The organism is Rothia sp. CCM 9419 (assembly GCF_048512815.1).
Lineage (GTDB): Bacteria > Actinomycetota > Actinomycetes > Actinomycetales > Micrococcaceae > Rothia.
In genome coordinates, this window is record NZ_JBLXXY010000005.1 from 41813 (window position 1) to 54379 (window position 12567).

At 47.3% G+C, this 12567-nt stretch carries 10 protein-coding genes and 2 riboswitches; of the genes, 3 read left to right on the forward strand and 7 right to left on the reverse strand.

Going from position 1 to position 12567, the window contains the following annotated elements; translation table 11 throughout:
* Positions 1-19 precede the first annotated feature (19 nt).
* Complete coding sequence (locus tag ACN08W_RS05635) at positions 20-1516, reverse strand: LLM class flavin-dependent oxidoreductase (protein ID WP_419107097.1); 1497 nt, start codon at positions 1514-1516, stop codon at positions 20-22.
* 99 nt (positions 1517-1615) lie between these two features.
* Positions 1616-1728: riboswitch (SAM riboswitch) on the reverse strand.
* Positions 1729-1903: 175 nt separating this feature from the next.
* Positions 1904-1992: riboswitch (SAM riboswitch) on the forward strand.
* A 5-nt stretch (positions 1993-1997) separates the two neighbouring features.
* On the opposite strand from ACN08W_RS05635, the gene ACN08W_RS05640 reads away from it, so the two are divergent.
* From ACN08W_RS05640 to ACN08W_RS05650, 3 genes are all read left to right on the forward strand, one after another.
* A complete protein-coding gene (locus tag ACN08W_RS05640; RefSeq protein ID WP_419109037.1) occupies positions 1998-4106 on the forward strand; it encodes an AMP-binding protein in 2109 nt (702 codons plus the stop codon).
* 124 nt (positions 4107-4230) lie between these two features.
* Complete coding sequence (locus ACN08W_RS05645; RefSeq protein WP_419103865.1) at positions 4231-4872, forward strand: hypothetical protein; 642 nt, start codon at positions 4231-4233, stop codon at positions 4870-4872.
* Between the two features lie 161 nt (positions 4873-5033).
* Positions 5034-5801 (forward strand): trimeric intracellular cation channel family protein, encoded by a 768-nt coding sequence (locus tag ACN08W_RS05650; RefSeq protein WP_419103866.1) that lies wholly within the window; start codon positions 5034-5036, stop codon positions 5799-5801.
* Positions 5802-5912: 111 nt separating this feature from the next.
* Here ACN08W_RS05650 and ACN08W_RS05655 read toward each other — a convergent pair whose 3' ends face one another.
* From ACN08W_RS05655 to ACN08W_RS05680, 6 genes are all read right to left on the reverse strand, one after another.
* A complete protein-coding gene (locus ACN08W_RS05655; protein ID WP_419108998.1) occupies positions 5913-7541 on the reverse strand; it encodes a glycerophosphodiester phosphodiesterase in 1629 nt (542 codons plus the stop codon).
* A gap of 725 nt (positions 7542-8266) precedes the next feature.
* Complete coding sequence (locus ACN08W_RS05660; protein WP_419108999.1) at positions 8267-8770, reverse strand: CoA-binding protein; 504 nt, start codon at positions 8768-8770, stop codon at positions 8267-8269.
* Complete coding sequence (locus ACN08W_RS05665) at positions 8770-10146, reverse strand: O-acetylhomoserine aminocarboxypropyltransferase/cysteine synthase family protein (protein WP_419109000.1); 1377 nt, start codon at positions 10144-10146, stop codon at positions 8770-8772. The genes ACN08W_RS05660 and ACN08W_RS05665 overlap by 1 nt, the downstream gene beginning before the upstream one ends.
* 171 nt (positions 10147-10317) lie before the next feature.
* On the reverse strand, positions 10318-11067 hold the full coding sequence (locus ACN08W_RS05670; protein ID WP_419104004.1) for an amino acid ABC transporter ATP-binding protein: 750 nt from the start codon (positions 11065-11067) through the stop codon (positions 10318-10320).
* The gene (locus ACN08W_RS05675) at positions 11060-11734 is read right to left on the reverse strand and encodes an amino acid ABC transporter permease (RefSeq protein WP_419102298.1); all 675 of its coding nucleotides are present in this window, start codon (positions 11732-11734) and stop codon (positions 11060-11062) included. The genes ACN08W_RS05670 and ACN08W_RS05675 overlap by 8 nt, the downstream gene beginning before the upstream one ends.
* Before the next feature lie 3 nt (positions 11735-11737).
* Positions 11738-12553, reverse strand: a complete 816-nt coding sequence (locus tag ACN08W_RS05680) for a transporter substrate-binding domain-containing protein (RefSeq protein ID WP_419104003.1) — start codon at positions 12551-12553, stop codon at positions 11738-11740.
* Between the last annotated feature and the right edge of the window lie 14 nt (positions 12554-12567).

A 12567-nucleotide genomic window follows, 5' to 3' on the forward strand; every position in this document is an offset into this window, starting at 1 on the left:
ATGACCAGAAGAAAAACTCTTATAAACGCTCTGCCTGATTCTGAGCCAAGCTCAAAAACTGACGGGCAGGAGTGTCAGCAGCGTTAGGACCACCAGCAAAAGCGCCACGATATGCTGCCGCAGGATGACGCTCATTCACACGTGTATGCCCCACACCAAAAAGATTCTCACGCAATGTATGCCCCTCATACTCCGTACGATACCGGCCCCGCTTTTGAAGCTCAGGAACAACAAACTCCACAAAATCCTCAAAAGAACCAGGCGAAACATGATACGCAAGGTTAATACCGTCTAAATCACCCTCATCAATCCAGCGTTCCAGCTCATCAGCAACAGTCTGAGCAGAACCAATAATCACATCGCCCATACCACCAATAGCGCAATGACGAGCAATATCAGCACGAGTCCACTTCTTCGTCTGAGACTGCAAAGTAAAAGGCGTCAAAAAGGATTGGATGGACTCCGTCTTGACATACTCAAGAATCTCGTCCTCATCAAATAGTGAAAGATCAACACCAGACCAGCCACCAACAATTCCTTGAGAAGACTCTATATCCACATATTTCACATAATCCTGATACTTCTGCTGTGCCTTCTCGTCAGTTTCATCAACTACCACCGAAAGCATGGCAAGAATCTTCACGTCATCACGGCGGCGTCCGGAACGCTCAGCCTCATCACGGATACGAGAGGTCACATGCCTGGTCAAATCTGGACGTAAAGCAGAAATGAAAATCGCTTCGGCATGTTTTCCAGAAAAAGCCTGACCGCGAGAAGACGCACCAGCCTGAAAAATTACGGGAGTACGCTGAACAGACGGCTCGGTCAAAGAAATTCCAGGAACTTGAAAATACTTGCCTTGATGCAAAATAGGATGAATTTTCTCAGGATCTGCAAAAATTCCGCGCTGACGGTCACGTAGCACCGCTCCGTCTTCCCAAGAGCCTTCCCATAACTTATAACAGACGTCGAGAAATTCGTCAGCAATTTCGTATCGTTCATCATGCTCAATCTGACCGGCAAGCCCCTGATTCTCTGCCGCAGATTGAAGATAAGAAGTCACTACGTTAAAACCAACACGACCACCCGTTAAATGATCTAACGTTGCATAAGAACGAGCCAAAGTATAAGGCTGGTTATACGTCACGGCAGCTGTCACCCCAAAACCAAGATGTTCCGTGACCGCTGCCATCGCCGAAATCTGTAAGAACGGATCACCTACCGGCACCTGTGCACCATCACGAAGTACGGGTGCAACAGAATCCTTATACACGTCGTATACGCCCACCACATCAGCGATAAAGACCGCGTCAAAAAGCCCTTTTTCGCACACCTGAGCTAAATCTGTCCAATATTTAATGGTGTTATATTCATCGGCTCGCGAGCGCGGATGACGCCATAAGCCGAAGCTTTGGTGGCTTGTTGTGGTCATATCAAACGCGTTGACAACGATACGTTTTTTAGAAGAAGACGGTGTCGTAGTAGGTTGTTCTGTCGTGGCGGTATGAGTTGCCATAAGTTTTTTCCTTTGCGTTCTTAGAGGAGAGAGCACTCCTCTATGAGGCGTGGCATATTGAGAACCATATTTTTCGGTGTTGATATGCCCGACGCATAGGCGCCGTATTTGCCGTTGTGATTATTTTGAGCCGGATCTTCATCTGGGGCACCCCGCTACGGGAAGAGGGTTGCCGTCCAACAAGCCAGAGCTTGACGTTGGAACTCGTGATCGCTGGGTTTAGCTTATAAAAAGTTCTTCTTGGTACCCAAGAGCTTCAGTGTTTATTGCGGTGGGTGACGTTCGCTAAGGAATATGACTCTATGCAACGTGATGTGTTCATCTGCTGGCAATGGAAAGTAACGTCTAGATGAATGTGTACGGAAGGTATTACGGTAGAACTCGTCTAAACCATCCAGAGCGGCTGAGAGACCTGGCTCTAAGACGTCGCAGCAACCTCGCTTATGCGGTGGTGCTAATGCCAGAAACGATGGGAGTATCGATGTCGTATTGTTCGTCTTTTTCTTATTCAGACCCTCGAAATCAGGTGCAGAATCCGGCAGATGTTTCGGATCAAGAACGTATTGATTTTTGGGCAAGGCAGGCGCGAGAACGTCTTAGTTGGGGAAAGCTATGGGATGAGGATAAAACGCATGAGTTTATTCCTCCTCGTTTAGTAGACGTTCGTGAAGATGGTGTTCAAGAATTTTCTGTTCCAACGATTAAGTGGTTTGAGGGTGGTCAGCTCAACGTTGCCTATAACTGTGTGGACAGGCATGTAGAGCAAGGTTTTGGCGATAAGGTTGCGCTTTTCTTTGAGGGTGAACCTGGTGATCGTGAAGCTATCACTTATGCTCAGTTGCAACGCCGTGTGGCTCAGGCGGCACATGGTTTAGAGCGTTTGGGTGTGGTTAAGGGTGATCGTGTTGTTGTTTATTTGCCGGTGATTCCTGAAACTATTATTTTTACTCTTGCCTGTGCGCGTATTGGGGCGATTCATTCTCTTGTTTTTGGCGGTTTTTCGGCGGAGGCTTTGAAGTTTCGGGTAGAAGATACTGGTGCCAAGGTATTAATTACAACTGATGGTCAGAATCGTCGGGGTAAGGTTGTTCCGGTCAAGTCGATAGCGGATGAGGCGTGTTCGTCTGAGAATAATATTGAGCATGTGGTGGTGGTGAACCGTACCTCAGCTACCGAGCAGGAAAGACAGAGTGTTCCGTGGTGTTTGGGGCGAGATGTTTGGTATCACGATTTGATTGAGGGTGTTCCAGATACACATGATTATTCATTGCATGATGCTGAAGATCCGTTATTTATTATTTATACGTCGGGGACAACGGGCCAGCCTAAGGGTCTTGTTCATACTATGGGCGGGTATTTGACGCAGACGGCGTATTCTCATGCGTTACTTTATGATTTGTTGCCTGATGTTGTTGATGCTGATGGTGTGCTTCGTCCTGATGAGTTAGCTACTTGTAATGATCGGCAAAAAGTTGCGGATACTGTTCATTGGTGCACAGCCGATTTGGCGTGGGTGACAGCTCATACTTATGAGATATATGGGCCGTTGGTCAATGGCGTGAGTCAAGTAATTTTTGAAGGTACACCTGATACTCCTACTTTTGAACGGCATTTTGAAGTGATTGAACGCTATGGTGTCACAAACTATTACACGGCACCAACGTTGATTCGTTCGTTGATGGGGGCTTTCCCGCATGGCCCAGAGTCGGGAAAGTATGATTTTTCGTCGGTTCGTCTTTTGGGTTCTGTGGGTGAGTCGATTAATCCACAAGCTTGGTATTGGTTACGTGAGCATATTGGTTCTGGTCGTGCTTCCTTTATTGATACGTGGTGGCAGTCTGAGACGGGTTCAACGATCTGTTCTCCTCGCCCGCATGATCCTCAGTTTGCGCCTGAGGGAACTTTTGAGCAGGGTACTCCAGGTATAGCTGTCAAACCAGGTTCTGCTACTCGTGCTATTCCGGGGGTTTCTGTGCGTGTTGTTGATGAGCACGGTGAGCCGGTTCAGACGGGGGCTCAAGGGTTCATTGTGGTTGATAAAGTGGGCCCTTCGATGGCTCGTACTGTGTGGAAAAATCCTCAGCGTTATCTTGATTCTTATTGGAGACATTATGGGGAGCGTGGCTGGTTTTTAGCTGGAGATGGCGCAAAGCAAGATGAGGACGGGGATATTTATATTCTGGGCAGGATTGATGATGTTATTAATATTTCGGGTCATCGTCTTTCGACAATTGAAATTGAGTCAGCTTTAGTGCGTCATGAGGCTGTGGTTGAGGCTGGTGTTTGTCCTATTGAGGATGAGTTGACGGGGCATCAAGCAGTAGCTTTTGTGACGCTTAGTGATGAGGGTAAGGCGTTGTCTTCTTCTGAGCTACGTGAGGTGTTGGAGTTGCATATTCGTTCTGAGATTGGACCTATTGCAAAACCTAAAGATGTGGTGGCGGTTGCTGAGATTCCTAAGACTCGTTCAGGGAAGATTACTCGTCGTTTGTTGTCTCAGTTGTATGAGGGGAAACCTCTAGGAGATACGTCGTCTTTGCAAAATGATGAGGTGTTGCGGGATATCGCTCAGGTTTTGGCGTGCTCATAAGACTGGGTAAAAAATTCGTGGTTATTTTAGGGTACGTATTCACTCAATAACATCACACTATTGTTTCCTTATTATTTGTATGGTTAGAATCTTGCATAGTAGGACATCTACGAAAGGTACTATCATGGAAAATATCCTTACTATCCGCTTTGAAGATGATGCTATTGCGTATAAGGCGCTATCTGAGCTTCGTTCTAATGCCCCAACGTACCGCGTTTTAGTGGGTGGAGTTGTTGTTGTAGAGAACGGAAAAGTTACAGCCAAAGACGGTTTTAACTATGATTCTTCTGTTCAAAGCAACTGGGCTTTCGGCGGAATTATTGGTGCCGCTATCGGTATGTGGGGTGGCCCAATTGGGCTTCTCCTTTACGGTGGTGCTGGAGCATTAGCAGGCTCCATGATTGATTCCACTGGTGCGGTTAAGGAAGCAAGACTATTTGATAAAGTCACTCGTTCTCTAGCAGTGGATGGAACAGTACTTGTTCTTCTGGCTCAAGAATCAGATGATCTTCTTGATAAATATCTGCAAGGTCTTGGCGCGGTAGATGTTCAGCGAGATAGTGTTGCTGAAGTTCAGGCCTCTATTTTGCAGGCGGAGAAGGCTCGTAAAGAGCTTGAGAAACAAGCTCAGAAAGAACTTCACGAGCAGAAGCGTGAAGAGTTCCGCCAGAAAGCTCACGAGAAGCATGAAGAGGTTAAAGAGAAATTCCATCATTTCTTCTCTCATACTTCTCATGACAAAGATTCTGCTAAGAGTAGCGAATAATCCTCAATAATTTTGATGATAGAAGAAGGCGGCTTACCATACGTGGTGAGTCGCCTTCTCGCCGTATACCACCTGTACTGGTGGTCTGTACATGCTGTAGCATGTATCGGTATTTATTGAAGTCATTCTATCGATATGAAACATCAGAAAGAGGCATGCGTATGCAGGTATGGGATCCAAGCGTGCTCTTTAGAGTGGTTGATGTAGCAGCAGTTGTTGCTAATGGTTTGCTCGGTGGCGCAGTTGCTCGCGCATTCCGTTTTGATGTTGTGGGTTTTATTCTCTTAGCGGTGCTCTCTGGTATGGGTGGAGGGCTAATCCGTGATGTTCTTCTTAATACTGGGTTACCCGTTGCATTGACTGATTCTGCGTATTGGGCTGGTGCTCTCATCTCAGCATTGTTGGCGTACTGTATCGATTTGGGGAGTCGTTGGGCTAACCGTGTTTTAGTTGTTGTGGATTTTCTGGGTATGGGTTGTTGGGCCGCTACAGGGACTATTAAATCTTTAGGTATTGGGCTTCATTGGCTTCCGGCTATTGCCCTCGGTGTGGTGACCGCGGTGGGCGGTGGTGTATTGCGAGATATGATGGTCAACCGTGTTCCAGCTATCTTGGGAGGTAATTCTCTCTATGCGACAGTAGCGGTTGTTGGCGCGGCAGAGACTGCTCTATGTACGACACTTTTTTCTTCTCCTAATATTGGGATGGGAATATCAATTATTTCGTGTCTAGTGTTTGGTCTTCTTGCGCACACGAGGCGTTGGCAGTTGCCGGAGCCTGTCAAACTTTCTGTTCCTCGACCACGTTTCAGACGTAAAAAACCTGAGACTCATACGATTGCTGGTGAAGGCTGGACACCGGGGAATCCTCTTACCGAGAATTTAGAAGTTATTCCGATGAGTCAGGTCAAAAGAACATCACACAAGTAATGACATACCTGTTTTTAACGGTGATACGTGCAGAACCCCGCAGTTAGTCTGCGGGGTTCTGCATAGGGTTGAGGTGTTGTGGGTGGCAAGAGGTTTTAGCCGTCGATATCCCTAAATTTTGTAGGTGACGACGTTACTCAAAGCGAGCGCTCCGCCGTGTGCGGCATCTTGATAACGCCCAAAATGAACATAAGGCCCACGGTAGGAGGTGTCGGCGATGGGTGTAGAACGTGCCCCCGCAACATCAATAATGATGTTTGATGGTCGGACGATAATTTTGCCGCGAATATCTTCACCGGCAACAAAAGGTTTACGAGGGCGTAGCGTGACCAGTGGCGTCAAGTCTGATGATCCAGCGTCAACACGTAGTAATTGAACCACGTCTCCTGAGAGGTACGAGCCGTTTTCGTCCATGACAGATGCACCGGGGCGAATAGCTAGAACGTATCCGCCGCCACGGGGGTTGGTGGTGTCGAATTTTGCGGCGATACCAAAGGCTGAATCGTCTTCTCGCCCGAAGGCAAGATAACCGTATTGCCAGGTGGTGGTGGGGAGTGCGTCTTTCCACTGCATTGTGAAGTTGATGACGTAACTATCAGCGGTGGATGTGCGGTGAGCTAATGGGCCTAGAAGGATAGAGTCATCATAGGCTTGTTGATGGACGAGTTCACCGTTTTCCCAGCGGGGTAGGTTCACAACGTCTTGTTGTCCAGCCGGTAGCATGCCATGTAGTCGTCGGCCTTGTTCTAGGGCAAGGTTGGGGCTTGTGGTTCTTCCGCTGAGCCAGAAGGGGTCTGGCGACATGAATCCGCGAACACCTAGGGACGCAAAATGTTCTTGTACCCAACGACGGTGAGTTTCCCAGACGATAACGGGTTTTCCGAGGTTGATAATTTGTGATATTTTTTCGTCGCTCATGGAGTCTTCGGTACGTCCGATGACGGTTTCGAAGAAGGGCACTCCCAGCATGTCGACGTTATCTGATGATGCTAATTGTGCGATGTCTTCGAAAGAATCGTGTGCGTCGAAGTAGCACCATGTGGTGAACCCTGCTTCTTTTGCGTACCGAATGAAGCCGTTGTCGCCGTCGAATCCGCCTTTGCCGTTGCGGAACATTTTAATGACGACTTGGTCTTGCATCCCGCGGGCAGTTAGGAGTTCTAGTAACTTGGGTTGTCCGGCAGAGTCTTTTGCTTCGATGAAGAGAACAGCGGAGCCGCCTACGGATTGGTAGGGGCCACCGGCTTCGGTGGCGAGGATGACGCCGAGGGCTTCTTCGAGGGTGGTGATGTGCACGAGGGGTGTGTTAGGTCCGAGGAAGTCTCTCATATCGATGAGGGGGCGTTTGACTTCGGCGAGGGTACTGGTGCTGACGTACCCTGTTTTTTCGGTGGTGGTGCGGCGTAGTGCGTTGTCGTGCATACAGACGAGTTCTCCGTCGGCGGTGGTACGCACTGATATTTCTACAGCTTGAGCGCCTTTGAGGATGGCTTGTTGATAGGCGTAGGCGCTGTGTTCAGGGTTGACGTCTCCTGCCCCACGGTGGGCTATGACGAATTGTTCTTGTGAGAGGAACTGTTCAACGAGTGTGGGTTGTGGTTGTTCTTCTGCGGCGTGGTTCTGTTCTTCTGCGTAGGCTGTTGTTGTGGCTGCGCTGAGTCCGAGTGTTGTGGTGGCTCCGGCTACCCAGCGGAGTGCGGTTCGACGGGATAAGCCATGAGAATGTTGTGGTATCGACATGGAGACTTTCTAAAATATGGGGTTATAGGGCCCTTGAGTATAAGGGTAATGTGGTCAGTTAGTTTTTACCAGATACGGTATCTGGAAAGATTATTCTCTCAGATAATGGTCTTGATGAGTTTTATCTCGTGATGTTTTTCTAGTTCAGGTTTTTCCCTGATTACGGTAAGGATTCTTTTGAGAAAAACACAGAGTTACGTTTTTGATTCTCAAAACTTTTTTATTTTACCAATGGTTTCCAAAGAAAAATTTTCAGTTTTAGAGTTGATCATGAAAGCTGTCAAAACTGAAATCACGATAATACATCGTAGATACTTCAGACAACACTCTGCAAAAAAGTTTCACTATTTTAAAAATCTTTATTTTTGAGCTGACCTGCGACGTCATTGATTTAAAGTTCAATTAATAATGATATTCGTCATCGTGTCGAGATACTCTAGAGAACAATTACCGTATAATCTCTAACGTCAAATATTTAAATATTTGCGACCGCTTCTTGCGGTAATCATCTGTGGACATACCACGTATGAGAATCATGATAAGAATTATTCTCAGAGGTTTTCTTGGGGAAGAGAATCGGTAGTTCACATCTACGCAGGAAGGTGCTGACGTACTTTGGGGAAGGTCATGTCAGCATCTTCCATCGCGTAAGAAACAACAAGCATAAAAGACTCATGCTCCTCAACGCAAGAAGGAACATGAGTCTTTTATGTATCTCAAGAAAACTATGCCATTATGTGACGGCGTGAACTGACCACACCAGTATTAAAACCGGCAAGATGCAAACCCCCATGAAAACGGGCATGCTCAATTTTGATACACCGGTCCATCACCACATGCAATCCAGCCTGCTGGGCAATCTCGGCGGCTTCTTCATTCCACAAACCTAATTGCATCCACACGGTTTGAGCGCCGACCGCAATCGCTTCACGCACCACATCAGGAAGATCCTCATGACGGCGAAAAATATCAACAACATCAGGAGCTTCAGGCAAATCCGCCAAAGTAGCATACACTTTCTGCCCTAACACCTGTTTCCCTTTCTGCGCCAACAGGGGGTTCACAAAAAAGAGCTGGTAATCGGCAGAAGACTGCAAATACGTTGCCACAAAATATGATGAGCGTGAAACTTTATCGCTCATACCAACAATCGCGATACTACGGCTACGACGAAGAATCCCTAAACGTTGCACAGCAGATGGCGCTTGCCATGTACGTTTCGTCAACATTAACGCACCTCCTGAGCAGAGTTACCCTGTGATAATGATTCTTGGGCTTGCAGAATCTTTGCTCCATGATGGTCTTTACCCGTTGCGGCGCTCAACGCCTGATCTAAGTCCCATACAATGTCGTCAAGATCTTCTAACCCCACAGAAATACGAATCAAATCCTCCCCTACCCCAGCAGCGTCAAGTTGCTCCGCGCTGAGCTGCTGATGAGTTGTTGATGCAGGATGCAATACAAGAGTTTTTGCATCACCAATATTCGCTAAATGTGAAGCTAACTGAAGATTCTCAATAAAGCGCGCACCAACTTCACGAGCAGATTCTCCAACGCCTGCAACAACACCAAAGGAAAACACAGACCCAACCCCTAAAGGCAGAAGTTTCTGTGCCCTCTCATAATGAGGGTGCTCAGGAAGGCCAGCATAATTGATATAGCGAATACGGGCGTCTTCATCAAGCCATTGAACAAGACCCTGAGTATTCTCAAGGTGCGCATCCATCCGCTGAGCTAAAGTTTCAACGCCTTGAAGCAAGTTAAATGCTGATTGAGGACTTAGAGAAGGACCAAAATCGCGTAATTGTTCTGAGCGTAGTTTCGTCAAGAATCCATATTCCCCAAAGTTGCCCCACCATGAGATGTTGTTATAAGAGGGAATGGGTTCTGTCATTGTAGGAAATTTTCCATTAGCCCAATTGAAACAGCCAGATTCCACCACAATACCGCCCAAAGTTGTACCGTGGCCACCAAGAAATTTCGTCATCGAGTGAATCACAATATCGGCACCATGTTCTAGTGGACGAATCAGATACGGCGTCGATAACGTTGCATCAACGACTAAAGGAATGTCGTGAGAGTGTGCAACATCAGCAAGGCCTTCAAGGTCAGCTATTTCTCCAGAAGGATTAGCAACAACTTCTGTATAAATAGCTTTCGTCTCGGGACGAATCGCCCTCTTAAAATCTTCGGGGTCTGTGCCTGACACAAAAGTCGTATCAATACCGAATCTTCGCAAAGAGACATCAAGCTGAGTAATCGTCCCACCATATAGTTGGGATGAAGCAACAATATGGTCTCCGCTTTGGCAAAGAGCCGCAAAGGTAATGAACTCGGCTGCCATTCCAGAAGCTGTTGCAACAGCGCCAATACCACCCTCAAGCGAAGCGATACGTTCTTCTAAAGCAGCAACAGTAGGGTTTCCAAGACGTGAATAGATATTGCCGTATTTTTGGAGAGAAAAAAGGTTGGCGGCATCTTGTGCATCATCAAAAACAAAAGAGCTTGTCTGGTAAATCGGTACGGCGCGCGCCCCGTGGATCGCGTCAGGGGTAGCTCCGGCGTGGAGGGCGCGAGTGCGAAAACCAAAGATGTGTTCAGCCACGGTATCTCCTCAAATGATGTAGTACTGACGGGTCAACCCGTCACAAAACGTACCCCTATCTTGGCTGATACACATCAGCAATGCACCATCGTGACGGCACATTGCTGATATTGCGTTTTATTGAGTTTTTATCATCAAAAGTTACATGATGACCGCCCGCTGGCACATCTTTTAGATGTGGTAGTCGGCAGTGTCATAAATGTTCAAGAACTTTTGGATACGCTCCGAGCTTGAGTTGAAGAACCCAGACGGGGCGCCCTCATACACTATTTCTCCTTGGTCTAAGAAGATAATACGATCTGCAACTTTCTGTGCAAACGCCATATTATGTGTCACCACTACCAGAGAGCGGTTCTCTCGCGCCAAAGCAATCAGGACTCTAATCACTTCGGCTTCTAGTTCAGGGTCTAAGGCACTTGTTGGCTCATCAAAAAGTAGATAATCCGGGCTGACAGCTAAAGCACGCGCAATAGCTACACGTTGTTGTTGACCTCCCGAGAGATGATCAGGATAAGCGTCAGCACGATGCTTCATCCCCACTTTTTCCAATAGCTCATAGGCAAGAGCTTCAGCTTTTTCAGCGGTCATCGTGCCGTTGAGTACGGGGGCTAACGCCACATTTTTGAGTGCCGTGTAATGAGCAAAAAGGTTGAATTGTTGAAAGACCATCGCAGAGTGTGAGCGAATCCGGCGGATATCTTCTACCTCAAGGTTTTCATTCAGGCTAACCGTATCAGAACCGATTGTTAGCGTTCCTTCTTCTGGTGTTTCAAGAAGATTCAAACAGCGTAGCAACGTTGATTTACCAGAACCAGAAGGACCTAGGATGACGGTAGTTTCACCATCATGCACATCGAAAGAGAGGTTTTTGAGGATGGTCTGTTCCCCGAAACTTTTTGAGATGTTTTTGACACTAAGCATGGGAACTCCTAATGTACCGGCTACTACGTTTTTCGAGGACTCTTTGCACCGCAGAAAGAGCGGTAAAAATAATGAGGTATATCAGTGCAACCTCAACATACATTGCTAAGGGTTCAAAGGTTCGCGCCGCTACTTGTTTTCCTGCTTGGAAAAGATCAATCAAAGAGATGGTTGAAACAAGTGAAGTACCTTTCACCAAGTCAATGAGGTCATTACCTAATGGCGGTAAAGCAATACGTGTAGCTTGAGGAATAACAACATGTCGTAATGTTTGTTGACGTGTGAAGTTCAGCGTTTGTGCTGCTTCAAATTGCCCACGTGGAATAGATGCAACCGCTGCTCTAAATGTTTCTGCAACATAGGCGCCAGTATTTAGGCTTAAAGCGACGATGGCTGCCGTCCACGGGTCAAAAGTGATTCCTATTTTAGGTAGACCATAGAAGATGAGGAACAGCTGAACAAGCAGTGGTGTCCCTCGAAAGAACCATACGTATCCTCGTGACATCCATTGGAGAAGGAAGAAGCGATGTGTTCTTAGGGCGGTTGCCACCAACCCAATAAGCAGTGCAAGAATGAAGGAAACAACTGCTAATGGGATGGTGACTTGAATGGTTGCGATGAGTAGTTGAGGTAAGGATTCTGTCCAGAGATTTAAAAAGTGGTCCATAATTTATGAGTTTTTAGGGGTAAGGTCTATACCCACGTATTTTTCGTAGATGGCTTTGATGTCGCCATTGGTCAGGTGACGTTCTAAGGAGTCGTCAATAGCTTTTTTGAGTTCTGGCTGGTCCTTAGGCATGAGAATTGCAGCTTCTGAGGTTCCGCCGAGTTGCCCGTCAAGAAGTCGAATAGGCGCTTCGGGGTGCTGTTGTTTGTAGATTTGGAAGGTGACAGCATCATTACCGCAGCAATCTACACGTCCGGAGAGGACTTGTTCGATAGCCTCATCAAAGCCGGTAACGGTGACGATTTGCGCTCCGGCAGCTTCTAGGAGTGTACGGAAGTTTGAGGTCTCAGATGAGGCTGCGGTATGCCCTGGAATGTCAGAGATGTTGCGTAGTTCTGAGGAGTCAAGAACAGCTACTTTGCCTTCTGAACGAACATAGGTGGTAGAAAAGTCGTATTTTTTCTGTCGTTCTTCTGTTGGGGAAACATTGTTGATGACGATGTCGTAGCGGTCTGCGTCTACTCCTGCGATGAGCGAGTCCCAGAGTGATTCAACATATTCTGCTTTAACACCTAGGTCTTGGGCGATGAGGTCTCCGATTTCTTTTTCCATGCCGACGAGGTTTCCGGATTCATCGTGGTAATTCCAGGGGCGGTAGGTTCCTTCCATACCGATGCGGATAGTGCCTCGTTCTTTAATCTGTTCCAGACGGTTGGTTTTTTGTGCCGGTTGGGAGGATGAGCATGCGGAGAGTAGTCCGGCTAGGCTGAGGGCTCCGGTCAGGGCAATGGCAGAGCGTCTGTTCAAGGTGGTTTTCATGGGGTATTCCTCAC

Bases quoted from the DNA above. Each gene is read 5' to 3' on its own strand.
- ACN08W_RS05680 (WP_419104003.1), bottom strand. From the start codon at position 12,553: ATGAAAACCACCTTGAACAGACGCTCTGCCATTGCCCTGACCGGAGCC.
- ACN08W_RS05675 (WP_419102298.1), bottom strand. From the start codon at position 11,734: ATGGACCACTTTTTAAATCTCTGGACAGAATCCTTACCTCAACTACTC.
- ACN08W_RS05670 (WP_419104004.1), bottom strand. From the start codon at position 11,067: ATGCTTAGTGTCAAAAACATCTCAAAAAGTTTCGGGGAACAGACCATC.
- ACN08W_RS05645 (WP_419103865.1), top strand. From the start codon at position 4,231: ATGGAAAATATCCTTACTATCCGCTTTGAAGATGATGCTATTGCGTAT.
- ACN08W_RS05635 (WP_419107097.1), bottom strand. From the start codon at position 1,516: ATGGCAACTCATACCGCCACGACAGAACAACCTACTACGACACCGTCT.
- ACN08W_RS05640 (WP_419109037.1), top strand. From the start codon at position 1,998: ATGTCGTATTGTTCGTCTTTTTCTTATTCAGACCCTCGAAATCAGGTG.
- ACN08W_RS05655 (WP_419108998.1), bottom strand. From the start codon at position 7,541: ATGTCGATACCACAACATTCTCATGGCTTATCCCGTCGAACCGCACTC.
- ACN08W_RS05660 (WP_419108999.1), bottom strand. From the start codon at position 8,770: ATGTTGACGAAACGTACATGGCAAGCGCCATCTGCTGTGCAACGTTTA.
- ACN08W_RS05650 (WP_419103866.1), top strand. From the start codon at position 5,034: ATGCAGGTATGGGATCCAAGCGTGCTCTTTAGAGTGGTTGATGTAGCA.